Origin of the sequence: Thauera aminoaromatica S2 (assembly GCF_000310185.1) — a bacterium.
Classification (GTDB): Bacteria; Pseudomonadota; Gammaproteobacteria; order Burkholderiales; family Rhodocyclaceae; genus Thauera; species Thauera aminoaromatica.
In genome coordinates, this window is sequence record NZ_AMXD01000028.1 from 1 (window position 1) to 25,578 (window position 25,578).

The 25,578-nt window shown below is 69.1% G+C and carries 18 protein-coding genes and 1 pseudogene; 7 read left to right on the plus strand and 12 right to left on the minus strand.

What is annotated here, in order from left to right:
- Window positions 1–152: 152 nt before the first annotated feature.
- The 6 genes from greA to C665_RS06565 form a co-directional block, all read right to left on the minus strand.
- The gene (gene greA, locus C665_RS06540) at window positions 153–629 is read right to left on the minus strand and encodes a transcription elongation factor GreA (RefSeq protein ID WP_004303476.1); all 477 of its coding nucleotides are present in this window, start codon (window positions 627–629) and stop codon (window positions 153–155) included.
- Window positions 626–3,856, minus strand: coding sequence for a carbamoyl-phosphate synthase large subunit (gene carB / locus C665_RS06545; protein ID WP_004303478.1), 3,231 nt, complete (start codon window positions 3,854–3,856; stop codon window positions 626–628). Before carB ends, greA begins: the two co-directional genes overlap by 4 nt.
- An 83-nt stretch (window positions 3,857–3,939) precedes the next feature.
- The gene (carA, locus tag C665_RS06550; protein ID WP_004303480.1) at window positions 3,940–5,082 is read right to left on the minus strand and encodes a glutamine-hydrolyzing carbamoyl-phosphate synthase small subunit; all 1,143 of its coding nucleotides are present in this window, start codon (window positions 5,080–5,082) and stop codon (window positions 3,940–3,942) included.
- 160 nt (window positions 5,083–5,242) lie between these two features.
- Window positions 5,243–7,762 (minus strand): response regulator, encoded by a 2,520-nt coding sequence (locus C665_RS06555; RefSeq protein WP_004303482.1) that lies wholly within the window; start codon window positions 7,760–7,762, stop codon window positions 5,243–5,245.
- A gap of 8 nt (window positions 7,763–7,770) precedes the next feature.
- Window positions 7,771–8,577 (minus strand): 4-hydroxy-tetrahydrodipicolinate reductase, encoded by an 807-nt coding sequence (gene dapB, locus C665_RS06560; protein ID WP_004303484.1) that lies wholly within the window; start codon window positions 8,575–8,577, stop codon window positions 7,771–7,773.
- A gap of 66 nt (window positions 8,578–8,643) precedes the next feature.
- Window positions 8,644–9,051: an outer membrane protein assembly factor BamE gene (locus C665_RS06565; protein ID WP_004303486.1), complete on the minus strand. Its 408-nt coding sequence runs from the start codon at window positions 9,049–9,051 to the stop codon at window positions 8,644–8,646.
- Window positions 9,052–9,300: 249 nt separating this feature from the next.
- Between C665_RS06565 and fur the strand changes: the two genes are divergently transcribed.
- The gene (gene fur / locus C665_RS06570) at window positions 9,301–9,741 is read left to right on the plus strand and encodes a ferric iron uptake transcriptional regulator (RefSeq protein WP_004303488.1); all 441 of its coding nucleotides are present in this window, start codon (window positions 9,301–9,303) and stop codon (window positions 9,739–9,741) included.
- Between the two features lie 68 nt (window positions 9,742–9,809).
- Here fur and recN read toward each other — a convergent pair whose 3' ends face one another.
- Both recN and C665_RS06580 read right to left on the minus strand, forming a co-directional pair.
- Window positions 9,810–11,465 carry a DNA repair protein RecN gene (recN, locus tag C665_RS06575; protein WP_004303490.1) on the minus strand — a complete coding sequence of 552 codons (1,656 nt, stop codon included), beginning with the start codon at window positions 11,463–11,465 and terminating at the stop codon, window positions 9,810–9,812.
- Between the two features lie 82 nt (window positions 11,466–11,547).
- Window positions 11,548–12,429, minus strand: a complete 882-nt coding sequence (locus tag C665_RS06580; RefSeq protein ID WP_004303492.1) for an NAD kinase — start codon at window positions 12,427–12,429, stop codon at window positions 11,548–11,550.
- Between the two features lie 119 nt (window positions 12,430–12,548).
- Between C665_RS06580 and hrcA the strand changes: the two genes are divergently transcribed.
- Together hrcA and hemH are read left to right on the plus strand one after the other, a co-directional pair.
- Complete coding sequence (gene hrcA / locus C665_RS06585; protein WP_004303494.1) at window positions 12,549–13,577, plus strand: heat-inducible transcriptional repressor HrcA; 1,029 nt, start codon at window positions 12,549–12,551, stop codon at window positions 13,575–13,577.
- A 51-nt stretch (window positions 13,578–13,628) separates the two neighbouring features.
- Window positions 13,629–14,726 (plus strand): ferrochelatase, encoded by a 1,098-nt coding sequence (gene hemH / locus C665_RS06590; RefSeq protein WP_004303496.1) that lies wholly within the window; start codon window positions 13,629–13,631, stop codon window positions 14,724–14,726.
- Window positions 14,727–14,813: 87 nt separating this feature from the next.
- Here hemH and C665_RS06595 read toward each other — a convergent pair.
- Window positions 14,814–16,177 (minus strand): annotated as a pseudogene (locus tag C665_RS06595) (serine/threonine protein kinase).
- A gap of 169 nt (window positions 16,178–16,346) precedes the next feature.
- Here C665_RS06595 and C665_RS06600 point away from each other — a divergent pair.
- From C665_RS06600 to C665_RS06615, 4 genes are all read left to right on the plus strand, one after another.
- Window positions 16,347–17,666: a TRZ/ATZ family hydrolase gene (locus C665_RS06600; protein ID WP_004303498.1), complete on the plus strand. Its 1,320-nt coding sequence runs from the start codon at window positions 16,347–16,349 to the stop codon at window positions 17,664–17,666.
- 100 nt (window positions 17,667–17,766) lie between these two features.
- On the plus strand, window positions 17,767–18,465 hold the full coding sequence (locus C665_RS06605; RefSeq protein ID WP_004303499.1) for an OmpA family protein: 699 nt from the start codon (window positions 17,767–17,769) through the stop codon (window positions 18,463–18,465).
- 107 nt (window positions 18,466–18,572) lie between these two features.
- Window positions 18,573–19,277 carry a bifunctional 2-polyprenyl-6-hydroxyphenol methylase/3-demethylubiquinol 3-O-methyltransferase UbiG gene (gene ubiG / locus C665_RS06610; protein WP_004303501.1) on the plus strand — a complete coding sequence of 235 codons (705 nt, stop codon included), beginning with the start codon at window positions 18,573–18,575 and terminating at the stop codon, window positions 19,275–19,277.
- A gap of 140 nt (window positions 19,278–19,417) precedes the next feature.
- Window positions 19,418–22,123 carry a bifunctional acetate--CoA ligase family protein/GNAT family N-acetyltransferase gene (locus tag C665_RS06615; protein WP_004303503.1) on the plus strand — a complete coding sequence of 902 codons (2,706 nt, stop codon included), beginning with the start codon at window positions 19,418–19,420 and terminating at the stop codon, window positions 22,121–22,123.
- A gap of 423 nt (window positions 22,124–22,546) precedes the next feature.
- On the opposite strand, the gene C665_RS06620 is transcribed toward C665_RS06615, so the two are convergent.
- The 3 genes from C665_RS06620 to C665_RS06630 are packed head-to-tail and all read right to left on the minus strand — an operon-like array spanning window position 22,547 to window position 25,511.
- Window positions 22,547–23,218, minus strand: coding sequence for a LutC/YkgG family protein (locus C665_RS06620; protein ID WP_004303504.1), 672 nt, complete (start codon window positions 23,216–23,218; stop codon window positions 22,547–22,549).
- 23 nt (window positions 23,219–23,241) lie between these two features.
- On the minus strand, window positions 23,242–24,681 hold the full coding sequence (locus C665_RS06625) for a LutB/LldF family L-lactate oxidation iron-sulfur protein (RefSeq protein WP_004303506.1): 1,440 nt from the start codon (window positions 24,679–24,681) through the stop codon (window positions 23,242–23,244).
- Complete coding sequence (locus tag C665_RS06630; protein WP_004303507.1) at window positions 24,678–25,511, minus strand: (Fe-S)-binding protein; 834 nt, start codon at window positions 25,509–25,511, stop codon at window positions 24,678–24,680. The genes C665_RS06625 and C665_RS06630 overlap by 4 nt, the downstream gene beginning before the upstream one ends.
- Window positions 25,512–25,578 lie beyond the last annotated feature (67 nt).

Below are 25,578 nucleotides of genomic sequence, written 5' to 3' on the forward strand. Positions count from 1 at the left end.
CGCCCGCCCCGCGCGGACGCGGCGCCGCACGCGGCCGCTGAGCCGCACCCGCCCGGCTCGCCCACCCGCCCGGCTCGCCTTGCGCCGAGGCTGCAAACAAAGGGGCGGTGCATCGCACCGCCCTCTTCATCGCCACGCCGGCAAGGTGCAGATCAGACGTAGCGCACGTCCAGGATCTCGTACTCGCGCACCCCGCCGGGCGCCTGCACCTCGGCGATGTCCCCCGCGTATTTTCCGATCAGCGCACGCGCGATCGGCGAGCTGATCGAGATCTTGTTGTCCTTGATGTCGGCTTCATCGTCGCCGACGATCTGGTAGGTCACGACCTGGCCGGACTCGAGGTCTTCGAGCTCGACCGTGGCGCCGAACACGCAGCGACCGTCCGCATCGAGCAGTGTCGGATCGATGATCTGCGCGTTGGCGAGCTTGGACTCGACCTCCATGATGCGGCCCTCGATGAAGCCCTGGCGATCCTTGGCAGCCTCGTACTCGGCGTTCTCGGAGAGGTCGCCGTGCGACCGCGCCTCGGCGATCGCGGCGATCACGTTGGGGCGCTCGACGGTCTTCAGTCGATGGAGTTCGGTGCGCAGCTTCTCGGCGCCGGCGACGGTAAGCGGGGTCTTGTTCATGCTTGCTGCTTCAGTTCGGCGTGCAGGCCCTGCACGGAATACACCTCGAGACCGTTCGAAAGGTGGCGCATGCCCATGCACGCGGCGCGCGCGCCCTCGATGGTGGTGAAGATCGACACCTTTGCGGCGAGCGCGCTGGTGCGGATCGAGCGCGAGTCAGCGATCGCCTGGCGCTTCTCGTCGACGGTGTTGATCACCAGCACGATCTCCTCGTTCTTGATGATGTCGACGATGTGCGGACGGCCCTCGTTGACCTTGTTGACCACGCCCACCGGGATCCCGGCGGCCTCGATCGCCGCTGCGGTGCCGCGGGTGGCCACCAGCGCGAAGCCCATCTCGTGCAGCTCGCGCGCGACCTCGATCGCGACCGGCTTGTCGGTCGGACGCACGCTGATGAACACCGTGCCCGCGGTTGGCAGGCGCACGCCCGCGCCCATCTGGCTCTTCACGAAGGCCTCGGCGAAGCTGCGGCCCACGCCCATGACCTCGCCGGTGGACTTCATCTCGGGCCCGAGGATGGTATCCACGCCGGGGAACTTCACGAACGGGAACACCGCCTCCTTGACCGAGTAGTAAGGCGGAACGATCTCACCGCTGACGCCCTGCTCGGCCAGGCTCTGACCCGCCATGCAGCGCGCGGCGATCTTGGCCAGCGGCAGCGAGCAGGCCTTGGAGACGAAGGGCACGGTGCGCGAGGCGCGCGGGTTCACCTCGAGCACATAGACGACCGCATTGTCGCCCTCGCCCTGGATCGCGAACTGCACGTTCATCAGGCCGACGACCTTCAGCGCGCGCGCCATGGCCTCGGTCTGGCGGCGCAACTCGTCCTGCAGCCTCGCCGACAGGGTATAGGGTGGCAGCGAGCAGGCCGAGTCGCCCGAATGCACGCCGGCCTGCTCGATGTGCTCCATGATGCCGCCGATCATCACCTGCTTGCCGTCGGACAGCGCATCGACGTCCACCTCCGTGGCGTCGTTGAGGAAGCGGTCGAGCAGCACCGGCGACTCGTTCGAGACCTTGACCGCCTCGCGCATGTAGCGCTCGAGGTCCTTCTGCTCGTGCACGATCTCCATCGCGCGGCCACCCAGCACGTAGGACGGGCGTACCACCAGCGGATAGCCGATCTCGGCCGCGAGGCGCACGGCTTCGGCGGGCGTCCGCGCGGTGCGGTTGGGCGGCTGACGCAGACCGAGCTCGACGAGCAGTTGCTGGAAACGCTCGCGGTCCTCGGCGGCGTCGATCATGTCGGGGCTGGTGCCGATGATCGGCACGCCGTTGGCTTCGAGCGCCTGCGCGCGCTTGAGCGGAGTCTGGCCGCCGAACTGCACGATCACGCCGACCGGCTTCTCGATGTGCACGATCTCGAGCAGGTCTTCGAGCGTGATCGGCTCGAAGTACAGGCGGTCCGAGGTGTCGTAGTCGGTGGACACCGTCTCCGGGTTGCAGTTGACCATGATGGTCTCGTAGCCATCCTCGCGCAGGGCGAGCGCCGCATGCACGCAGCAGTAGTCGAACTCGATGCCCTGGCCGATGCGGTTGGGACCACCGCCGAGCACCATGATCTTCTTGCGCTCGGTCGGCATCGCCTCGCACTCGTCCTCGTAGGACGAATACAGGTAGGCGGTGGAGGTGGCGAACTCGGCCGCGCAGGTGTCGACGCGCTTGAACACCGGGCGCACGCCCAGCGTATGCCGATGCAGGCGCACCGCGGTCTCGTCAGCATTGAGCAGCTTGGCCAGGCGGCGGTCGGAGAAGCCCTTCTTCTTGAGCTCGCGCAGCTCGGCGGCCTGCAGCGCCTTCAGCGAGCGCCCGGCGAGCGCCTTCTCGGAGAGCACGATGTCCTCGATCTGGGCGAGGAACCAGGGGTCGATCTTGGACAGGTTGAAAACCTGCTCGAGGCTCATACCCTCGCGGAAAGCCTGGCCCACGTACCAGATGCGCTGCGCGCCCGGGCTGGCGATCTCGTGCTCGAGATCCTCGCGGTCGGCCTCGACCTCGTCCAGGCCATACACGCCGACCTCCAGCCCACGCAGCGCCTTCTGGAAGGATTCCTGGAAGCTGCGGCCCATCGCCATGACCTCGCCCACCGATTTCATCTGGGTGGTCAGGCGGTCGTTGGCCTGGGGGAATTTCTCGAACGCGAAGCGCGGGATCTTGGTGACGACGTAGTCGATCGAAGGCTCGAAGGACGCCGGGGTGGCGCCACCGGTGATGTCGTTGCGCAGCTCGTCGAGGGTGTAGCCCACCGCCAGCTTGGCCGCGACCTTTGCGATCGGGAAACCGGTGGCCTTGGAGGCCAGCGCCGACGAACGCGACACGCGCGGGTTCATCTCGATGACGATCATGCGACCGTCCTGGGGATTGATGGCGAACTGCACGTTCGAGCCGCCCGTGTCCACCCCGATCTCGCGCAGCACCGCGATCGAGGCGTTGCGCATGATCTGGTATTCCTTGTCGGTGAGCGTCTGCGCCGGCGCGACGGTGATCGAGTCGCCGGTGTGCACGCCCATCGGGTCGAGGTTCTCGATCGAGCACACGATGATGCAGTTGTCGGCGCGATCGCGCACGACCTCCATCTCGTATTCCTTCCAGCCCAGCAGCGACTCCTCGATCAGCAGCTCGTTGGTCGGACTCGCCTCGAGGCCGCGCTTGCAGATCTCCTGGAACTCTTCCATGTTGTAGGCGATGCCGCCGCCGGTGCCGCCGAGCGTGAAGCTCGGGCGGATGATCACCGGGAAGCCGATGCCACCCTGGACCTGGAGCGCCTCTTCCATGCTGTGGGCGATGCCCGAGCGCGCGGAGCCGAGACCGATCCTGGTCATCGCGTCCTTGAACTTGAGGCGGTCCTCCGCCTTGTCGATCGCCTCTTCCGAAGCGCCGATGAGCTCGACGCCGTACTTGGCGAGCACGCCGTGGCGACCGAGGTCGAGCGCGCAGTTGAGCGCGGTCTGGCCGCCCATGGTCGGCAGGATCGCGTCGGGACGCTCCTTGTCGATGATGCGCTCGACCACCTGCCAGGTGATCGGTTCGATGTAGGTGACGTCGGCCGTCTCCGGGTCGGTCATGATGGTCGCCGGGTTCGAGTTGACCAGGATGACCTTGTAGCCTTCCTCGCGCAGGGCCTTGCAGGCCTGGGCGCCGGAATAGTCGAACTCGCAGGCCTGGCCGATGATGATCGGGCCGGCGCCGATGATCAGGATGGTCTTGATGTCTGTACGTTTCGGCATTGTCTTGCCTCGATGATTCCTCGACGCCGCGACTGTCGCGCGTCAAAAACTGGGGGGCAGGCCGCAGCCTGCCGCGGGCCGGGTTACTTGGCGGCTTCCATCAGACCGATGAAGCGGTCGAACAGGTAGGCGACGTCATGCGGCCCGGGGCTCGCTTCCGGGTGTCCCTGGAAGGAGAAGGCGGGCACGTCGGTGCGCGCAATCCCCTGATTGGTGCCATCGAACAAGGATACGTGCGTCACCTTCAGGTTCGCCGGCATGGTCGCCGGATCGACCGCGAAGCCGTGGTTCTGGCTGGTGATCAGCACTTTGCCGGTGTCGAGATCCTTGACCGGATGGTTGGCGCCATGGTGACCGGTGGGCATCTTCATGGTCTTCGCGCCCGAGGCCAGCGCCAGCAGCTGGTGGCCGAGGCAGATGCCGAAGGTCGGCATGCGCGCGGCGACGAGCTCGCGGATCGCGGCGATCGCGTAGTCGCAGGGCTCGGGGTCGCCGGGGCCGTTGGACAGGAACACCCCATCCGGATTCAGCGCCAGCACTTCGGATGCCGGCGTCTGCGCCGGCACCACCGTGAGGCGGCAGCCGCGCTCGACCAGCATGCGCAGGATGTTGTACTTGACGCCGAAGTCGTAGGCGACGACGTGGAAGCGCCCGTCGGCGCGGTCGCTGTAGCCGCTCCCGAGCGCCCACTCGGCCTGCTTCCATTCATAGCGCTCGGCGACACTGACGACCTTGGCGAGGTCCATGCCCGCGAGGCCGGGAAAGGCGCGCGCCTGGGCCACGGCAGCCTCGGCGTCGAGCGCCTGGCCCGCGGCCGCAGTGACGATGCAGCCCGCCTGCGCACCCTTCTCGCGCAGCACGCGGGTGAGCTTGCGGGTGTCGAGGCCTGCGATCGCGACCACCTTCTCGGCGCGCAGGTAGGCGTCCAGGCGCTGGGTCATGCGAAAGTTGGACGGCAGGATGGGCAGGTCGCGGATGACCAGACCGGCCGCCTGCACGCGCGAGGACTCGATGTCCTCGGGGTTGATGCCGGTGTTGCCGATATGCGGATAGGTCAGGGTGACGATCTGGCGGCAATAGCTCGGGTCGGTCAGGATTTCCTGATACCCCGACATCGAGGTGTTGAACACCACCTCGCCGACCGTGCTGCCAACCGCGCCGATACCCTTGCCGTGGAAGACGGTTCCATCGGCGAGCGCAAGAAGGGCGGGCGGGAATGCACTCACGAGAAGCTCCTGGAATCTGCTTGGGAAGTCATGCGGGCACGCGAACGACGCGCCCGATATGTACAAAAAGCGGGACGGGCCTCCGGGCCGATCCCGCTTCGAAAACCTTTCAATTGTATATTTCCGGCGGATTCAAGGCAAATCGCCCGCGCACCTCCGCTCACCCGCCGCAGGCCGTTTCTTCCCGCAGAACCTCGCCGAGCAGCTCGATCTCGCGCGCCGCAAGGCCCGCCTGGCTGGTCAGCGCGCGCGGATCGCCCGCCGCGGCCAGCTCCTCCAGACGGCGCGCGGCATCCACCGCACGCTGCGCCGAGAACACCCCGACCGAGCCCTTGATCATGTGCCCGAGCTCGCGCAGGCGCGCGAAATCCATGTCGGCGGCGCCCTTGTGCAAGTCGGCGACCGTGCGCGGCAGATCGCGCAGGAAGACCTCGACCAGTTGCTCGACCACCCCGTCCTCGCCTGCGAACATCGCGCGCGCGTCGTCGAGGCAGGCGATGCGGCGACGGTCGGCAGGATCGAGCTCGAGCAGGGTGATGTCGCCGGCGGCCTCGTCGGCATCCGCCGGACCCAGCACGCGCTCGATCGCGGCGAACAGCGCCTCGGGGCGGACCGGCTTGGCGACGTAGTCGTCCATCCCCGCCTGCAGGCAGCGCTCGCGGTCGCCCTCCATCGCGTGCGCGGTCATCGCGATGATCGGCACCGGCTTCCAGTCGCCCGCGAGCACCCAGCTGCGCCGCGCCTCGCGCGCGCGGATGGCCTGCGTGGCCTCGATGCCGCCCATCACCGGCATCTGCACGTCCATCAGCACCACGTCGAAGTGACGGTTGTCGATCGCCTCGAGGGCCTCCTCACCGTTGTTCGCCACCGTCACGCTGTGGCCGACGTGCTCGAGCATGCGCTTGGCCACGGTCTGGTTGACCGGGTTGTCCTCGACCACCAATACCTCGAGCACGCGCGCCGGCGGCTCCATCCCCACCGTGGAGCGCAGCTCCACCGTGGAGCGCAGCTCGACCGGTGCGAGCTCGAAGGGCGGCGGCTCGGCAGCCTCGCGCTCGCCGCCCTGCGCCATGCGCAGCACGGCCAGCAGGTCCTCGGCCGAGAAGGGCTTGGCGAGGCGGTAGCCGAGCCCGAGCTCCTCGCAGCGCAGGGCATCGTTGCGCTGCGAGTGGCTCGCCATCATCGGAATGATGCGGTCCGGCCGCGGCCACGCGGCGGCGAAGCGCTGCGCCAGCGCGAAGCCGCCCGGCTCCGGCAGGTCCGCATCCATCAGCAGGAACGCGAAGGGATCGCTGCCGTCCGCGGCGCGCGCCAGCGCCTGCTCCACCGCCACGCCACTGCAGGCCGCCTCGGCACGCAGGGCGGCCTCCTGCAGGGTCGCGCACAGGAAATCGGCGAAGGCGGCGTTCGCGCTCGCCACCAGCACCCGCGTCCCGGCGAGTGCGCCGACGCGCAGCGGGGTCGGGTCGGCGACCGCGCGCAGCGGCAGGGTCACCTCGAAGCGGCTGCCCGCACCCGGCACGCTATCGACACCGATCCGGCCCCCCATCAGCTCGGTGAGCTGGCGGCAGATCGCCAGACCGAGGCCCGTGCCGCCGTACTTGCGCGTGGTCGAATTGTCCGCCTGCGAGAAGGCACCGAAGATCGCCTCGAGCTTGTCGGGCGCGATGCCGCAGCCGGTGTCGCGCACGAGGAACTCGATGCTGGCCGCGCCGCCGTTGCGCTGGACGCAGCGCACGCGCACCTCGACCTCGCCGTGCTCGGTGAACTTGATCGCGTTGCCGATGAGATTCACCAGGATCTGGCGCAGCCGGGTGGGGTCGCCGCGCAGCACCGAGGGCACGTCGGGCGCGACGTCATAGTAGAGCTCCAGCCCCTTCTGCGAAGCACGCAGCGCGAGCGCGCGACAGGTCTCCGACACCACCGAGTGCAACGAGAAGTCGATCTGCTCGACGCTCAGGCGGCCAGCCTCGATGCGCGAGAAGTCGAGGATGTCGTTGATGATGGTCAGCAAGGCCTCGGCCGAGGACTTGACCGTCTGCAGGTACTCGCGCTGCTCGCCCGCGATCGTGGAGTCGAGCAGCAGGTCGGTCATGCCGATGATGCCGTTCATCGGCGTGCGGATCTCGTGGCTCATGTTGGCGAGGAAGTCGCCCTTGGCCCGGCTCGCCGCCTCGGCTGCCTCCTTGGCCTGGAGCAGTTCGATCTCGCGCAGCTTGCGCTCGGTGACATCACGGTAGGTGCCCTCGACGCGCGCCCAGCGCCCGTCCTCGCCGCGGCCGCTCGCGTTGCCGCACACCTCGATCCAGTGCCAGCTCGCGTCCTGCGCGCGAATGCGGATCTCCGCGCGCAGCTCGGCCGCTTCTCCGCCGAGGTGGGCGCGCAGCGCCTGCTGCAGCGCCGCCCTGCCCTCGTCGTCCACCAGCGCCATCCAGTCGCCCGCATCCCCGCCGTCGTAACCGAGCAGCCTGCGCCAGCGTTCGTCGAGCCGGATCGAGCCGCCACGCAGGTCCATGTACCACACGCCGGCACCCGCATTCGCCGACACCAGGTCGAGGTGCCGGCGCGCGCGCGCCAGGCTGCGCAGCGCCGCATCGCGCTCGGCGCGCAGGCGGGAGAGCTCCGCCTCGACGGAACCGGGATCGGGAGGACTCCCGCGCGATTCGGCCGCGCCGCTCATGGCAGGCCTCAGCGCAGGCCGAGCACGTCCTGCATGTCGTAGAGCCCCTTCGCACGACCGGCGAGAAAGCGCGCCGCCCGCATCGAGCCGAGCGCATAGGGCATGCGGCTGCCCGACTTGTGGGTGATCTCGATGCGCTCGCCGATGCCGGCGAACAGCACCGTGTGGTCACCCACCACATCGCCGCCACGGATCGTCGAAAAGCCGATGGTCTCGGCGCTGCGCTCGCCGGTGTGGCCCTCGCGGCCATAGACAGCGCAGGTCTCGAGGTCGCGTCCAAGCTCGCGGGCGACGACCTCGCCCATGCGCAGCGCCGTGCCGGAGGGGGCATCGACCTTGAAGCGGTGGTGGGCCTCGATGACCTCGACGTCGTAGCCCTCGGAGAGGATGCGCGCGGCGACCTCGAGCAAGCGGAACACCGCGTTCACGCCCACCGCCATGTTGGGCGCGAAGACCACGGGAACGTGCTCGGCAGCGGCGGCGATCGCGGTCTTGCCGGCGGCATCGAAACCGGTCGTGCCGATCACCATCGCCTTGCCGGCGGCACGCGCGAGCGCGAGGTGCGCGAGCGTGCCCTCGGGTCGGGTGAAGTCGATCACGCAATCGGCCGCGCCGATCGCGGCGGCGGCATCGTCGGTGATGAGCACGCCGGTGGCCACGCCGGCCATCTCGCCGGCATCGCGACCGATGAAGGGGGTGTCGCTGCGATCGAAGGCGGCGGCGAGCACGACGCCCTCCTCCTTCAGCGCGGCCTCGATCAGCATTCTGCCCATGCGCCCGGAGGCACCGGCGATCGCGACTCGAATCTGGGACATCGGATTGTTTTCCTGCATCAATGGGCCGGCGCGGACGGCCGACCCGGGATGAACCCGGGCGCCGCCTCAGCGCGCGCTGGCGGGGGGGATCTCGACCACGCGCGAGCGCTCCTGCGCCGCCGCGGCGGGCGTACCCGAGGCGGCAGCGACGTCGCCCTCGATGCGGTCGAGCACGTCGCCCGTGAAGAACAGCGAGATCACGCGCTGCTGCGCCTCGCCACTGCCCGGGCGGAAGCGATAGACGTAATCCCAGCGGTCCTTGCGGAACATGTCGACCACCAGGGGGGAGCCGAGCACGTAGCGCACCTGGTCGCGGGTCATGCCGCGGCGAAGCTGCGCGACCATCTCCTGGTCGACGTAATTGCCTTGGCGGATGTCGATCCGGTAGGGGTCGACCAGGCCGACAACGGAGTCGAAGGAGCAGCCTGCAAGCAGGCCGGAAGAGACGATGAGCGCAGCGAGGAGGGAACGCATGGGAGAGTGGGCGCCGGGATGCGACCGGGGTCGCAGTTCTCAGTTAGGGGCAAAAAATATAACATAGCCGCGATCGACGGCGCTCGACCGCCATTGCCGGAGACTGCCCGCGGGGGCTCCTGCCTGCTGCGGCGTACACCGTAACGGGCTGGCATCGACCTCCCGCGAGTCCCTGGACAACGGTCGGCCAAACGGCCTTCGCAGGCTCCCGCAACCCGATCTCCCGCAAGTCAACCTCATCCAGAGCCCATGTCCGACAACTCCAGGAACCTGAAAAGCATCGGCCTGAAGGCGACCTACCCCCGCCTGAAGATCCTCGACCTCTTCCAGAGCTCGGAGCAGCGCCACCTGACCGCGGAGGATGTATACCGCACGTTGATGAACGAAGGCATGGACATCGGCTTGGCCACGGTCTACCGCGTACTGACGCAGTTCGAGCAGGCCGGACTGCTCGAGCGCCACTACTTCGAGTCGGGCAAGGCGGTGTTCGAACTCGCCGAAGGCGGCCATCACGACCATCTGGTGTGCATGCAGTGCGGCAAGGTCGAGGAGTTCTTCGACGCCGAGATCGAACGTCGGCAGAACCAGATCGCACTCGAACGCGGCTTCGCGATCCGCGAGCACGCGCTCTACATCTACGCCGACTGCCAGCGCGAGAACTGCCCCAACCTCGGGCGCGAGAAGGACTGAAGCCGCGCCGGACCGAGGCATCGCGACGGATGCGCGCCAGCGCCGAGGGCGCGTGGACGACGCGGAAATCAGCGCCGGCCGAGCATCTCGGCCGCGTGATCGCGGGTGGTCGCGGTGATATTCACGCCGCCGAGCATGCGCGCGACCTCCTCCACCCGCGCCGCGTCGTCGAGCGGCGCGACCTCGCTCAGCGTCTCGCCGCCCTGCTCGCGCTTGGCGATGCGCCACTGCCAGTCCGCGCAGGCCGCCACCTGGGGCAGGTGGGTGACGCAAAGCACCTGGCGATCCTGCCCGAGGCGGGCGAGCAGCTTGCCGACGATCTCGGCGACGCGACCGCCAATGCCCACGTCCACTTCGTCGAAGATCAGCGTGGGCACCGCGCTGTCGCGGCTGGTGATGACCTGGATGGCCAGCCCGATGCGCGACAGTTCGCCGCCGGAAGCCACCTTGGCGAGGCTGCGCAGCGGCTGGCCGGCATTCGCGGCAACACGGAACTCCACCTCCTCGACGCCTGCCGCGGAGGGTGCGCAAGGTGTGAGCGCGACCTCGAAGCGGCCACCCGCCATCGCCAGGTCCTGCATCGCGGCGGCGATCTCCTCCGACAGCCGGCGCGCGGCGGGGAGGCGCGCCGCGGTGAGCTCGGCCGCGACGGACTCGAAGGCGGCCCGCGCCGCCTGCGCCGCCGCGGCAAGGCGCGCCGGATCGGCGGTCGCTTCCAATGTGTCCAGGCGCTCGCGCCACTGCTGCGCGAGCGCGGGCAGCTCCTCGGGCTGGACGCGATACTTGCGTGCCGCCTCCATGACCGCGGCGATGCGGCGCTCGAGCTCGGCGAGACGTCCCGGATCGAGGTCGAGCCGGTCACGATAGCGGCGCAGGGCGTGCAGGGCCTCGTCGGCCTGGATGGCGGCGGCGGAGATCAGTTCGCGCACATCCGCCAGCCCGGCGTCGAAGTCGGCCAGCGCGGCGATGCGGCCGTCGAGGCGGCCCAGCACGGAGCACACCGCAAGTTCACCCTCGCCGAGCGCCACCACCGCCGCCTCCGCCCCCTCGATCAGGCTCGCGGCGTGGGCCAGGCGAGCGTGCTCGGCATTGATCTCCGCCCATTCCTCGATGTCGAAGCCGACCTGCTCGAGCTCGCGCAGCTGCCAGGCGAGCAGCTCGCGCTCGCGCGCCGAGCTCGCCGAGTCGGCCTCCGCTTCGCGCTGCAGGCGCAGCAGGCGCTGCCACTCGCGGTGGCGCGCGGCCACCTCGGCGACCAGCGCCCCCGCGCCCGCCTGGGCGTCGAGCAGGGCACGCTGCGCGTCGGTGCGCAGCAACGCGTGGTGGGCGTGCTGACCATGGATGTCGGCCAGCCACTCGCCGGCGGCGCGCAGCTGAGCGAGCGTGGCCGCCACGCCGTTGATCCACGCGCGGCTGCGGCCGCCCATATCGATCGTGCGGCGCAGGATCAGCATGCCCTCGTCGGCGGGCAGTTCCTGCTCGACGAGCCAGGCAGCGAGTCCCTCGCCGGCGGGCAGGTCGAATTCGGCGGCCACGTCGGCGCGCTCGCGGCCGCTGCGCACCATGGCTGCCTCGCCGCGCCCGCCGAGCGCGAGCCCGAGCGCATCGAGCAGGATCGACTTGCCGGCGCCGGTCTCCCCGGTCAGCGCACCGAAGCCGGCGGCGAATTCGAGGTCGAGGCGATCGACGATGACGAAGTCACGGATGGTCAGGCGGCGGAGCATGGCAGCGGCGGTCGCGGGTGGGGTTGGGACGGGACGACGGGGCCTGAGGAGTGGCGGCGCGGAGATCGGGCGGCGGGTGCGCTCACACCCTCGGCGCCGCGCTCCAGTGCAGCTTCTGGCGCAGCATCGCGAAGTAGGAATAGCCCTCGGGATGCAGCAGGCGCAAGCTGCGGCTCGAGCGTGTCATGCGCACGCAGTCGCCCGCGCGCAGGTCGAAACGGGTCTGGCCATCGAAGTGCACCCGGGCGTCGTGCGGCGGCAGCAGCACGATGTCGATGCGGCAGGAGTCGGGCAGCGTGATCGGGCGTGCGGTGAGCGCGTGCGGGCACAGCGGCACCAGCGCGATCCCGCCCACGCTCGGGTGCAGGATCGGGCCGTTGGCCGACAGCGCGTAGGCGGTCGAGCCGGTGGGGGTGGATACGATCATGCCGTCCGAGCGCTGGGTGTAGACGAACTCCTCGTCGATCGACAGCTCGAACTCGATCATGCGCCCGAGCTCGCCCTTGTTCACCACCACGTCGTTGAGGGCGAGCGTGTGGAACACGCGTGCGCCGCCGCGCAGCACCTCGACGTCGAGCATGAAACGGTCCTCGGCGGTGAAGGCGCCGTCGAGGATCTCGGCGAGGCGCTCGGTGGCCGAGCTGCGCGCGATGTCCGTGAGGAAGCCGAGGCGGCCGAGGTTGACGCCCACCAGCGGGACGCCGTGCTCGATCAGCCGGCGCGCGGTGTGCAGCATGGTGCCGTCGCCGCCGATCACCACCGCGAGGTCGGCGCTCGCGCCGATATGCTCGTAGCTTGCCACCGGGAAGTCGTGGGCGCCGCCGATGGAACTCGCGGTGCCCTGCTCGATCAACACCGCAAGGCCGCGATCGCGCAGGAAGCGGGCGATCGACAGCACCGACTCGGCCACGTCGGGGCTCTGATATTTGCCGATGAGGGCAAGCGTGCGGAATGGCGTGCTCATGGGCGCCGATTAAACCACAATCGTCCCCGCGCTTGACACCGCCGCGCCCGCGCGCGGTGGCCCGCAGTGGCCAGCGCGGGCGTGCTTCAATAGAATCGGCCTCTCGACTCCAGGCAGCCATGAATCCGCTCGACGCACGCTCCCAGATCCTCCTCAAGACCCTGATCGAACGCCACATCGCGGACGGCCAGCCGGTCGGCTCGCGCGCGCTGTCGCGCTATTCCGGTCTGGAGCTGTCGCCGGCGACGGTGCGCAACGTGATGAGCGACCTCGAGGAGATGGGCTTCATCGCCAGCCCGCACACCTCGGCAGGCCGCATCCCGACCGCGCTCGGCTATCGTTTCTTTGTCGACTCGCTGCTCACCGTGCAGCCGCTCGAGAACGCCCGCGTGCGCGCCCTCGAAGGCCAGCTGCTGCCCAACCAGCCGCAGCGCCTGATCAGCTCGGCCTCGCACCTGCTCTCCGAACTCACCCAGTTCGCCGGCGTGGTGGTGGCACCGCGCAAGGACGCGGTGCGCATCCGCCAGTTCGAGTTCATCAGCCTGGCCGAAAATCGCATCCTGCTGATCATCGTCACCACCGGCGGCGACGTGCAGAATCGCCTGCTGATCACCCGGCGCGCCTACACGCCGACCGAGCTCAACGGCGCTGCCGCCTACCTCAACGAGCACTTCGCCGGCCTGTCCTTCGAGGAGATCCGCCGCCGCCTCGGCGACGAGCTGCGCCAGCTGCGCAGCGACATGAGCGAACTGATGACCGCGACCGTCGACGCCGGCTCGGAAGCCGCCGAAGACAACGCGGCGAGCTACGTACTTTCGGGCGAAACCAAGCTGCTCGACGTCGAGGACCTGTCGAGCAACATGTCGCAGCTGCGCGAGCTCTTCAGGCTCTTCGAGCAGCGCACCGGCCTGCTCCAGCTGCTCGACCTGTCCAACCGCGCCGAGGGCGTGCAGATCTTCATCGGTGGCGAATCCGGCCTCGCCCCGCTCGACGGCTGCAGCGTGATCACCGCGCCCTACGAGGTCGACGGCCAGGTGGTCGGCTCGCTCGGTGTCATCGGCCCCACCCGCATGGCCTACGACCGCGTGATCCCGATCGTCGACATCACCGCCCGGCTGCTCTCGAACGCCCTCTCCTCCAAGCACTGATTCCGGCGTGCGCCTGCCTTGCCGTGCGCACGCCCCCACCCGAGGACCACGATGCCCCGTTACCGGCCCGAACCGATCCACCGTCACGACAGCACGCCGCGCACCGGCGTGCTGCTGGTCAACCTGGGCACCCCCGCCGCCCCCACCGCCGCCGCGCTGCGTCCCTACCTCAAGCAGTTCCTTTCCGACCCGCGCGTGGTCGAGATCCCGCGCCTGGTGTGGTGGCCGATCCTCAACGGCATCATCCTCAACACGCGGCCCAAGGCCTCGGCACAGAAATACGCCAGCATCTGGACCGACGAGGGCTCACCGCTGCTGGTGCACACCGTACGTCAGACCAAGCTGCTCGCCGGCTATCTCGCCAAGGACGGCTACGACGGGCTCGACATCGATTACGCGATGCGCTACGGCGCACCCGCGATCGGCGACACCCTGGACGCGATGCGCGCGCGCGGCTGCACCCGCATCCTGGTGGTGCCGATGTACCCGCAGTATTCCGCGAGCACCACCGCCACCGTGGTCGACGAGGTCGGCAGCAGCCTGGCGCGCTGGCGCAACCAGCCCGAGATGCGCTTCGTGCGCAATTTCCACGACGACCCCGGCTACATCGATGCGCTGGTGAAGAGCGTGCGCGAGCACTGGGCGGCCAACGGCGAGCCCGAGCGCCTGCTGCTGAGCTTCCACGGCGTGCCGCGGCGCTCGCTCGATCTCGGCGACCCCTATCACTGCGAGTGCCACAAGACCGGCCGCCTCGTCGCCGAAGGCCTCGGCGTGGCACGCGAGCGCGTACTGGTCACGTTCCAGTCGCGCTTCGGCAAGGCAGAATGGCTCAAGCCCTACACCCAGCCCACCCTGGAGCAGCTCGCCGCCGAGGGCGTGCGCCGCGTCGACGTGATGTGCCCGGGCTTCGTCGCGGACTGCCTGGAGACGCTGGAGGAGATCGCGCTCGAGTGCAAGGAAGCCTTCCTGGAGAAGGGCGGCCGGGCCTTCCACTACATCCCCTGCCTGAACGAGCGCGACGCCTGGATCAAGGCGCTGGCCGCGCTGGTGCGCAAGCACCTGGGCAACTGGCTGGAGATCGCCGCGCCGGACGCCGCCGCGCGCAGCGCCGCACTCGAGCGCGCACGCACGCTCGGCGCCGGGCAGTAGCCGCGATGCCCGCCCGCACAGACTGGCCGAAACAGCCCGGCTCGGAGGGATTCAGGCGGGTGCGGGCGGACTCCACCCGCAATTCATTCAGTAGTCGACGATCTGCAGGTCGTGCACGACCGGCGCCGCGCGCACCGCACGCACCGCCGCGGGGGCGTGCTCGGCCGCCTGGCGCGACACCGCCGCAAGCCGGCGCACGGCGACGGTGCCAAGCTGGCGACGGAAGCGCTCCAGCACTTCCTCGCTCGCAAGCGCGAGCGCGGCGGGGTTGACTTCGAGATAGCTGAGCTCGTCGAGCGACACCGCGCTCAGCAGCTGCTTGTGCTCGAGCTGGTCGAGCCAGGCCTGCTCGCCGAAAACCTCGCCCGGCCCCACCTCCAGCACCCGCCGCCCGCCGATGGAGAGCTCGACCTTGCCCTCGAGCACGATCCCGAAGCGCTGATCGAGGTCGCCCTCGCGCATCAGGCCGAGGTCGCTGCCGACCTTGCGCCAGGCGCAGATCCGCATCACCTCCCACAGATCCACGTCCTCGAACTCGGTGAAGAAGGCCAGTTTGCGCAGGCGCGCGAAGCGCTCGGCGTCGTGGTGCACGTGACCTTCGTCGAGGATCTGGTAGCGGACCGCGGCGAGGTCCTTGGCGAACTCCGCGCCGTTGCGGTAGCGCGAGTAGAGGTCCTTCTCGAGCGCCTTGCGGATTACCGCGTCCATCTGCTCGGGCACGTCCGGGTTGAGCTGCGAGACCGAGGGCGGATCGGCGTTGATGATCTTATAGACGAGCTGCGCCGGATTGCTCGCGCGGAAGGGCAGCCGTCCGGTCAGCATGTGGAACAGCAGCACGCCGAGCGAATACAGGTCGGTCTTCTGGTTGAGCGGATAGCCCTTGATCTGCTCCGGGCTCATGTAGGCCGGGGAGCCTACGCCCATGATGAAGGTCGAGTCGGTGTCGAGCTTCTTGTTGATGTTGAGCGCGAGGCCGAAGTCGGTGATCTTCACGTTGTCCTGCTCGTCGACCAGGATGTTCGCCGGCTTGATGTCGCGGTGCACGATGCCCTGGCGGTAAGCGTGGTCGAGCGCCATGCAGCACTTGAACACGATCCCGATCGTGCGATGGATGGGCAGCAGGTTCTGGAAGCTGCAGTAGCGCTCCAGCGAGCCGCCCGGGAAGTACTCCATCACCACGTAGGCCTCGTCGGGCTCGATCGAGGCATCGTGGATACGGATGATGTGGGGTGGTCGAGGCGGCCCGACACCACGCGCTCGGCCTTCAGCAGCTTGATCAGGCGGCGGTTCCACTTCGCCTCGTCGCGCGCCTTGTCGTCGAAGCGCACGTGCTTGAGCGCCACCGGCTCGGGGTAGTCCGGGGTCTCGGCGAGATAGACCACCGCGGTCGCGCCGCGGCCGATTTCCTTGATGATCCTGTACTTGCCGATGCGTTCGGGAATCCGGTTCATGCTGTCTTGCAGGGCGGGGGCGCCCGCGCGGCCGGCGGGCTTCGGCGCGATTGTTGCACGATCCGGTGCCGGCGTGCGCCTCCACACCCGCAGCGACGCGCGGGATTGTCCGCCCGGGCCGCGCATGCTTGAATGAGGCTCTCCCCGCAACTGCCCGCCAGGAGCCGCCTTGAGCGAAGCCGTAGACCTGCTGATCAACGCCCGCTGGATCGTCCCCGTCGAACCGCGCGACGCTGTGCTCGCCGACCACGCGGTGGCGATCCGCGGCGGACGCATCGTCGACCTCCTCGGCCAGGACGAGGCGCGCACGCGCTACGTCGCGGACGAGGTGGTCGAGCTGCCGCGGCACCTGCTGATCCCCGGCCTGGTGAACCTGCACACCCACGCCGCGATGAGCCTGCTGCGCGGCATCGCCGACGACCTGCCGCTGATGCGCTGGCTGGAGGAGGCGATCTGGCCCGCCGAGAGCCGTCACGTTTCCGCCGCCTTCGTGCGCGACGGCACGCTGCTCGCCGCGGCCGAGATGATCCGTGGCGGCATCACCACCTGCAGCGACATGTACTTCCACCCCGAGGCGGCGGCGGAAGCCTTCGCCGCCGCGGGCATGCGCGCGGTGGTCGGCGCGGTCGTGCTGGAATTCCCCACCTCGTACGCGAGCGACCCCGAGGACTACCTGCGCAAGGGCCTGGCCGCCCGCGACCGCTGGCAGGGCCACCCGCGGCTCGGCTTCTCGATCGCCCCGCACGCGCCCTACACCGTCTCGGACGACAGCTTCCACCAGGTGCAGACCCTCGCGGACGAACTCGGCCTGCCGATCCATGTGCACATCCACGAGACCGCACAAGAGATCGCCGACTCCCTCGCCGTCCACGGCTGCCGGCCGCTCGCTCGCCTCGCGCGCCTCGGCGTGCTCGGCAGCAATCTGATCGGCGTCCATGCGGTGCATCTGGACGAGGCCGACATCGAACTGCTCGCCCGCCACGGCTGCAGCGTCGCGCACTGCCCCACCTCGAACATGAAGCTCGCCAGCGGCATCGCGCCGGTGCCGCGCCTGCTCGCCGCCGGCGTCCCGGTCGGCCTCGGCACGGACGGCGCGGCGAGCAACAACCGCCTCGACCTGCTCCAGGAGATGCGCCACGCCGCGCTGCTCGCCAAGGTCGGCAGCCTGGATGCCACCGCGGTACCGGCGCATGCCGCCTTGCGCATGGCCACGCTCGGGGGCGCGCGCGCATTGGGCATGGACGATCGCATCGGCTCGATCGAAAAAGGCAAATGCGCCGATCTTTGCGCACTCGACCTTTCCGCACCGCAATGCCGGCCCTGTTTCGATCCGGTGTCGCATCTCGTCTACGTATGCGGTCGCGAAAACGTCTCCCACGTGTGGATCGACGGCGAAACCCGCGTGGACAAAGGCGTCTCGCTGTTGCATATTAACGACACCGAATTGCTCCGGCTCGTGTCGATGTGGCAAACTAAGCTCGGTAATTGAACTGGATATACTGGTACAAACCGACACGAAGACGGCAGATTCGCCAGTCTTCATTTCGTTCAGTGGCAATTCCGGCGACTCGCCCTTCAAAGAGGAAACCATGATCAAACAATCCAAGAAGCAGATGCTCATGCTGGCCGCCATCGCCTCGATCGGCCTGTCCGCCCCGAGCGCTTTCGCTCAGGTCAGCGACGTCGTCGTCGCCGGCAAGGGTGAAATCCCCTACGTGATCGACGCGCGCAACGTCGTCGCTCGCAGCGGCACCGGCCTGTGCTGGCGCACCGGCTACTGGAGCCCCGCCGCCGCCTCGACCGCCCTCGCCGGCGACCTGCCGGTCGGCTGCGCTTGCGACAAGGACATCGTCCCCGCCGACAAGTGCACCGTGAAGGCTGCTGCCGCGGCTCCGGGTCCGAAGCCCACCGCCGACAAGGTCAAGCTGTCGGCCGACGCCCTGTTCGACTTCGACAAGGCCGTCCTGAAGGCTGAAGGCAAGGCCAAGCTCGACCAACTCGCCGCCCAGGCCAAGTCGCTCAAGCTGGAAGTGATCCTCGCCGTCGGCCACACCGACCGCCTGGGTTCCAACACCTACAACCAGCGCCTGTCCGAGCGTCGCGCCGCCGCCGTCAAGACCTACCTGGTCTCGAAGGGCGTCGATGCCAACCGCGTCTACACCGAAGGCAAGGGCGAAACCCAGCCCGTGACCGGCAACAAGTGCGACAAGGTCGGTGGCCGCGCCGCGCAGATCTCCTGCCTGCAGCCGGATCGTCGCGTCGAAGTGGAAGTCATCGGCTCCAAGTAATTCCGGAGTCGGTAACCCGAAAGCCCTGCCTCGGCGGGGCTTTTTCGTTTGTGCCGGGCGCGCGCGCACCCGGTGCCCGTGCGTGCAAGCAAGGACCCTCGAACGCCATGAACACCGTCAACGCCGATCCCGCCGAACTGCAGAAATTCAGCGACCTCGCCCACCGCTGGTGGGACCCCGCCTCCGAGTTCCGTCCGCTGCACGAGATCAACCCGCTGCGCCTGGGCTGGATCGACGGCAAGGCCGCGCTCGCCGGAAAGAAGGTGCTCGACATCGGCTGCGGCGGCGGCATCCTCGCCGAGGGCATGGCCGCGCTCGGCGCCGAGGTGACCGGCATCGACCTATCCGAGAAGGCGCTCAGCGTCGCCCGCCTGCACCTTTTCGAGAGCGGCCACAAGGTCGACTACCGCCACATGAGCGCAGAGGCACTCGCCGAGGAATCGCCCGGCCGCTTCGACGTCGTCACCTGCATGGAAATGCTCGAGCACGTCCCCGATCCGGCCAGCATCGTCACCGCTTGCGCCCGGCTGGTAAAACCCGGCGGCCACGTCTTCCTGTCCACGCTCAACCGCAATCCGAAGTCCTACCTGTTCGCGATCGTCGGCGCCGAATACCTGCTCAAGTTGCTCCCGGCCGGCACCCACGAGTACGCCCGCTTCATCAAGCCCTCCGAACTCAGCCGCCATTGCCGCAATGCGCACCTGGACGTGCAGGAGATCATCGGCCTGTCCTACAACCCGCTCGCCAAGACCTACTCGCTCGGCCGCGACACGGACGTAAACTATCTGATGCACACCGTCGCCGCCGGCTGAACCTCGTCCGGACAGCTCGAGTTCGACGCGGAGAACCGGGCGCTGGCGGGCCGCTCGACCCGGCCGCAATTCAGTTCATGCATGTGCGGCAGGCATGCATTAAACTGCAGACGAGCGATTCCTCCCCGGGGAGCAAGGCGATGAGCTTCCGCCACCTGAAAAGCCTGTTCAATCCACGCTCGATCGCCGTGATCGGCGCGAGCGCGCGCGAGCGCCGCATGGGCAACGTGCTCATGCGCAACCTGCTTTCGGGCCAGTTCGCCGGCCCGATCATGCCGGTCAATCCCCGCCGAACCTCGGTGGCGGGCGTGCTCACCTATCCGAGCATCGCCGCGCTGCCGCAGACGCCCGACCTGGCGATCATCTGCACCCCCGCGCCGCTCGTGCCCCGCCTGGTGGAGGAGCTCGGCGAACGCGGCGCGCGTGCCGTGATGGTGATGGCCAACCAGCTCGACACCACGCTCGGCGCCGACGGCCGTCCGATCGAGCGCAGCATCCTCGAGATCACCCGCCGCTACGAGATGCGCCTGCTCGGTGGCGGCACGCTGGGCATCCTGGTACCCGGACTCGGGCTCAACGCGACCTTCTCGCAGATCGCCGCGCGCCCCGGCAAGCTCGGCTTCGTCTCCCAGCGCGACACGGTCGGCACCATGGTGCTCGACTGGGCGCTGCGCAAGAAGGTCGGCTTCTCGCACTTCGTCTCGCTCGGCGACAGCCTGGACATCGGCTTCGGCGAGGTGCTCGACTTCCTCGCCGCCGACTCGGGCACGCGCGCGATCCTGCTCTACATCGAATCCATCCAGGATCGCCGCGCCTTCATGTCGGCCGCGCGCGCCGCCGCGCGCAACAAACCGGTGATCGCGATCAAGGCCGGACGCTCGCCCGACAATCCGCTGATGGGCGTCTCCGACCCGCTCTTCCTCGAGATGCCCAACCTGGTCAGCCACGACGACGTGCACGACGCGGCGCTGCGCCGCGCCGGCATCCTGCGGGTGGATCAGCTCGAAGAAATGTTCGGCGCCGCCGAGACCGTGCTGCGCGCCCGCCCGCTGCGCGGCAATCGCCTGGTCGTGCTGAGCAACGGCGGCGGTGCCGGCCTGATGGTGGAGGACAGCCTCTACCTTGCCGGCTACAGCCTGCCGGCGCTCAAGGAGCAGACCATCGAGCGCCTGCGCCGCTTCATGTCGCCGGCCTGGAACGGACGCAATCCGCTCGAGATCCGCGTCGACTCCGAGCCGGCCTGCTACGAGCGCCTGCTCAAGATCCTGCAGGAAGAGCGCGACGGCGACGCCGTGCTGCTGATCCACACCCCGAACGCGCTATCCAGCAGCATCGACACCGCGCAGCAGGTCATCGCCACCGCACGCGAGACCGGCATCAACCTGATGACCTGCTGGGTGGGCGACGAGAGCGTGGAGAAGGAGCGCAACCTCTTCATCAACGCCGGCATCGCCACCTTCGACTCGCCCGAGCACGCGGCCAGCGCCTTCCTGCACATGCACCGCCACCGCATCGCCTCCGAGGTGCTGATGGAGGTGCCGACCTCCGAACCCGAAGCCTTCAAGCCCGACGCCGCGCGCGCGCGCGCGGTGATCCAGGGCGCGCTCGCCCAATCGCGTGCCAGCCTGACCGAGTCCGAATCCAAGGACGTCCTCGCGGCCTACGGCGTGCCCGTCATCCAGACCCACCTCGCCGCCACCCCCGAAGAGGCCGCGCAGATCGCCGGCCGCATCGGCCTGCCGGTGGCCTTGACCCTGATGTCGCGCGACATCCGGCGCAAGTGGGACGTCGGTGGCGTCGCGCTCAACCTCGAGAGCACCGAGGCGGTCCAGGTCGCTGCACGCGGCATGATCGAGCGCGCCGGCCGCGCCGAGCCGCCGGTGTCGGTGAGCGGCTTCACCGTGCAGCGCATGGTGATGCGCGGGCACGCGCGCCAGCTGCTGATCGGCGTCAGCACCGACCGGCTGTTCGGACCGGTGATCGTGTTCGGCGAAGGCGGTCGCGCGCTGGAGATCTTCCGTGGCCTCGCGGTCGGCCTGCCGCCGCTCAACAAGCCGCTCGCCGACGACCTCATCACCCGCAGCAAGGCGGCAGCGCTGCTCGAGGCGCGCAGCCACCTCCCCGCGGCCGACCGCGACGCGCTCGCGCTCACCCTTACCAAGGTCTCGCAGATCGTCGTCGACCATCCCGAGATCCACGAGATGGACATCAACCCGGTGTTCGTCGACGAGCACGGCGTGCAGGCGCTCGACGCCCACATGCGCCTGCGTCCGGCCACCGCCCACGAGCACCGGCTGGCGATCCAGCCCTACCCGAAGGCGCTCGAGGAGCCCTCTCGGCTGCGCGACGGCCGCCCGATCCTGCTGCGCCCGATCCGCCCCGAGGACGAGCCGGCGCACTACGCCTTCCTGTCGCGGCTCACCCGCGAGGACTTCATCTATCGTTTCTTCAACTACATCCCCGAGTTCCCGCGTCGCGAGATGGCGCGCCTGACGCAGATCGACTACGACCGCGAGATGGCCTTCATCGCCACCGCGACCGGCCCCGACGGCAAGCCCGAGACCCTGGGCGTTTCGCGCGCGGTGGCCGATCCGGACAACCACACCGCCGAGTTCGCCCTCGTCATCCGTTCCGACCTCAAGCGCCAGCGCCTGGGCTCGATCCTCATGGACAAGCTGGTGCGCTACGCGCGCGAGATCGGCATCCAGCGCCTCGTGGGCGAGGTGATGGGCGAGAACGAACCGATGCTCGGCCTGCTGAAGCACCTGGGCTTCAAGCTCAAGGCCTCGGAGGAGCCGGGGGTGGTGCGGGCGAGCTTCGAGCTCCGACCACCATCGGAGGGGTGAGGCGAGTCGACGGAGGCGCGAGCAGCGATTCATGAGGCGACGCGGCGCCGGTAGGCGGTCGCCGCGATCGCGACTTGCGTCGCTCCTACAGAAGAAGCTGCGGGTGCGGGAAGCGCGGCGATGGGCCGATCTCGGACATCGCGACTTGCGTCGCTCCTACAGAAGAAGCTGCGGGTGCGGGAAGCGCGGCGAGGGACCGGTCTCGGACATCGCGACTTGCGTCGCTCCTACGGAAGCGGCTGCGGGTGCGGGGTGCGTGGCGAGGGACCGGTCGCCGCGATCGCGCCTCGACGGAGCCGCGGAAACACCTCCGCATCGCCGGAGCCGCGCGGTAGGAGCGACGCGAGTCGCGATTCCGCCGCTCCGGCAAGCCGCGGTGTGGATCGTCGACACGGCCGGGCGCGCCCACGATCCGCGCCGCGCTCAGGCGTCCTCGATCACCAGCACCAGCAGCTCCTTCGGCCCGTGCGCACCGTACGCCAGCGTCTGCTGGATGTCGGCCGTCTTGGACGGTCCCGACACCAACAGCGCGTTGGTCGGCAGGCCGTCGGTCCAGCGCTGCGCGTGCATGAGCTCGAAGAGGTTGTCGCGCACCTCGCTCGCGTTCAGCAGCGCGATGTGCAGCGGCGGCACCAGGCTCATCAGGCGCGGCTCCTGCGGGCTCGGCCACAGCACCAGGCTGCCGGTGGCGGCGATGCCGCCGAGCGTGCCGGTAAGGCTGGCGGGCGTATGGAAGAAGAGCTCGTCCTTCCAGGCCTCCACCGGGTTCTCGTAGCCCTTCAGGCGCAGCGCCGCATCCTGTGCACGCACGTGCTCCGCCAGGCGGCGGCCGTGCACGGTGGCAGGCGAAACCAGCAGCTCGTCGATACCGCGCGCGGCGAGCGCCTCCAGCACGCGCTGCGGCCACTGCGCCACCGTGGTGACGAGCGTCTCGCCATGCACCGCCTCGAGCATGCGGCGCAGGCGCGCGATGCGCTCGTCCGCCGCATAGCGCCAGGGATCGGTGACCAGGCCGATGTCGTAGTCGTCGGCGACCGGGGTCGTCCCCGCGAGGCTGGCGCGCAGCTTGCCGAGGATCCGTTCTTTCGCATTCATTCGGGGTTCGCTCCTGGCGTCGTTCATTGCTCGCCCAGATGCTCGCGGGCGAGCTCGTGCAGGCTGCGCGCGGCCGGTTTCGGCGCGCTGCGGTAGCGCGTCCACGGCCCGATGTCGGCCGGCATCAGCCCGCGCAGGCGGGTGCCCGCGTACATCGCCGCGCGGTACAGGCCCGGAGAGGTGTTGAGCGTGCGCCACGCCCTCCACACCAGGGTCTCCTTCCTCGAGTGCTTGGCGCCCTGCCCGCGCACGTGATGCGGCTCGGCCGCGGGCGCACGCACCGCCTCCTCGCGCAGGCGGCGCAGCAGGGACGGGATGGGGATCTTCACCGGGCACACCTCGCCGCAGGCGCCGCACATCGACGAGGCCGTGGGCAGGTCGCGGGTGGTCTCCAGGCCGAGCATGTGCGGGGTGACGATCTTGCCGATCGGCCCGGGATACACCGTGCCGTACGCGTGGCCGCCGATCCGCGTATACACCGGGCAGTGGTTCATGCACGCGCCGCAGCGGATGCAGTTCAGCGTCTGGCGCAGCTCGCCGTCCGCGAAGGCCTGGCTGCGGCCGTTGTCGAGCAGGACCAGGTGGACTTCCTGCGGGCCGTCGAGCTCGTCGGCCTTGCGCGGGCCGGAGATCATGTTGACGTAGGTGGTGATCGGCTGGCCGGTGGCCGAGCGCGTCAGCAGCGACAGCAGCGGGATCACGTCGCGCAGGTTCTCGACCACCTTCTCGATGCCGGTGACGGCGATGTGCACCGGCGGCACCGTGGTCGACATGCGGCCGTTGCCCTCGTTTTCCACCAGCAGCAGCGTGCCGGTCTCGGCGATCGCGAAGTTCACCCCCGAGACGCCGATGTCGGCCTCGAAGAAGTTGCGCCGCAAGGTCTCGCGGCCGATCTGGATGAGGCGATCGACGTCCTCGGTGTACTCGACCGCGAGCTTGTCGTGGAACAGCTTCGCGACCTGGCCGGCGTTGAGGTGGATCGCCGGCATGATGATGTGCGAGGGCTTCTCCGCGCGCAGCTGCACGATGAACTCGCCCATGTCGGATTCGAGGCAGTCGACGCCGCGCGCACCGAGGTAATGGTTCATCTCCATTTCCTCGGACACCATCGACTTGCCTTTGATCACCTTCCTCGCCGCGTGGCGCTCGGCGATGCCATGCACGATGGCGTTGGCCTCCTCCACCGTCTCCGCCCAGTGCACCTGCACACCATTGCGGACGAGATTGGCCTCGAGGCGCTCGAGCAGATCGGGCAGCTTGGACAGCGCGCGCGCCCGCACGCGGTTGCCGAAGGCGCGCAGGCGCTCGAGCTCGTCGCCGTCGGGAAACTGGTTGCGGCGCTTGTCCATCAGCGCATCCATGGCGCCGCGGAAGTTGCGCCGCAGCTGCGCGTCGGCGAGCGCCTCGCGCGCGTTGCGGGTGAAGGCGATCGGCTGCGCGGGGGTGTCGGCGACGTGGCTCATCGCACCCCTCCCGTGCTCGCGGAAGTCGTGCGGCGCAGCAGGAAGCTCGCCAGGTGCTCGCCGCGAAGCGTGTCGCCCTGCTTCTCGAAGCAGCCGTTGATGTTGAGCAGGCAGCCACAGTCCGCGCTCACCACCTCGGCCGCGCCCGAACCCTTCAGCGCGGCGGTCTTGTCCTGCACCATGGCGCCCGAGATCTCGGGCATGCGCACGCTGAAGCTGCCGCCGAAGCCGCAGCACTCGCTCTCGTGGTCGTGCTCGACGCGCTCGACCCCCGCCAGCTGCGCGAGCAGCGCGCGGCCATGCAGGTGGGTGTTCATCTCGCGTCGCGCCGAACAGGACGTGTGCAACGCGAGCCTGACCGGCGCGCCGGTGTGCTCGAAGCGGACCTTGCACACCTCCAGCAGGAACTCGGCGAGCTCGAAGGTGCGCGCGGACAGCGACGCGACCTGCTGCAGCGTCTCCGGCTCGTCCTTGAAGAGCTCGAAGTAGTGATGGCGGAACATGCCGGCGCACGAGCCCGACGGGATCACCACCGGCCAGTCGCCGGCGAAGAGCGCGAGCTGCGCGCGCGCCACCTCGCGCGCCTCGTCGGTATAACCCGAGGTGTAGGCCGGCTGCCCGCAGCAGCTCTGCGCCTGCGGAAAATGCACCCGGATGCCCTCGCGTTCGAGCAGGCGGATCGCGTCCATCCCGGCACCGGGAAAGAACACGTCGATCACGCAGGTGCCGAACAGGTACACGTCGGCCGGCTTGGCCGGATAGCTGCGCGCGGCCTCGAGCGGCGGCGCGACACGTGTGGCGTTGGCGGGTGCGGAGGACAGAGGACTCATGCGCTTCGGCTCCGGAATTTCATCGTTCTGAAGTGCGATGCAGCCGCGGCAGGGCCGCGACGGCAGG

Bases quoted from the DNA above. Each gene is read 5' to 3' on its own strand.
- greA (WP_004303476.1), bottom strand. From the start codon at position 629: ATGAACAAGACCCCGCTTACCGTCGCCGGCGCCGAGAAGCTGCGCACC.
- carB (WP_004303478.1), bottom strand. From the start codon at position 3,856: ATGCCGAAACGTACAGACATCAAGACCATCCTGATCATCGGCGCCGGC.
- C665_RS06555 (WP_004303482.1), bottom strand. From the start codon at position 7,762: ATGAGCGGCGCGGCCGAATCGCGCGGGAGTCCTCCCGATCCCGGTTCC.
- dapB (WP_004303484.1), bottom strand. From the start codon at position 8,577: ATGTCCCAGATTCGAGTCGCGATCGCCGGTGCCTCCGGGCGCATGGGC.
- C665_RS06565 (WP_004303486.1), bottom strand. From the start codon at position 9,051: ATGCGTTCCCTCCTCGCTGCGCTCATCGTCTCTTCCGGCCTGCTTGCA.
- fur (WP_004303488.1), top strand. From the start codon at position 9,301: ATGTCCGACAACTCCAGGAACCTGAAAAGCATCGGCCTGAAGGCGACC.
- recN (WP_004303490.1), bottom strand. From the start codon at position 11,465: ATGCTCCGCCGCCTGACCATCCGTGACTTCGTCATCGTCGATCGCCTC.
- C665_RS06580 (WP_004303492.1), bottom strand. From the start codon at position 12,429: ATGAGCACGCCATTCCGCACGCTTGCCCTCATCGGCAAATATCAGAGC.
- hrcA (WP_004303494.1), top strand. From the start codon at position 12,549: ATGAATCCGCTCGACGCACGCTCCCAGATCCTCCTCAAGACCCTGATC.
- hemH (WP_004303496.1), top strand. From the start codon at position 13,629: ATGCCCCGTTACCGGCCCGAACCGATCCACCGTCACGACAGCACGCCG.
- C665_RS06605 (WP_004303499.1), top strand. From the start codon at position 17,767: ATGATCAAACAATCCAAGAAGCAGATGCTCATGCTGGCCGCCATCGCC.
- ubiG (WP_004303501.1), top strand. From the start codon at position 18,573: ATGAACACCGTCAACGCCGATCCCGCCGAACTGCAGAAATTCAGCGAC.
- C665_RS06615 (WP_004303503.1), top strand. From the start codon at position 19,418: ATGAGCTTCCGCCACCTGAAAAGCCTGTTCAATCCACGCTCGATCGCC.
- C665_RS06620 (WP_004303504.1), bottom strand. From the start codon at position 23,218: ATGAATGCGAAAGAACGGATCCTCGGCAAGCTGCGCGCCAGCCTCGCG.
- C665_RS06625 (WP_004303506.1), bottom strand. From the start codon at position 24,681: ATGAGCCACGTCGCCGACACCCCCGCGCAGCCGATCGCCTTCACCCGC.
- C665_RS06630 (WP_004303507.1), bottom strand. From the start codon at position 25,511: ATGAGTCCTCTGTCCTCCGCACCCGCCAACGCCACACGTGTCGCGCCG.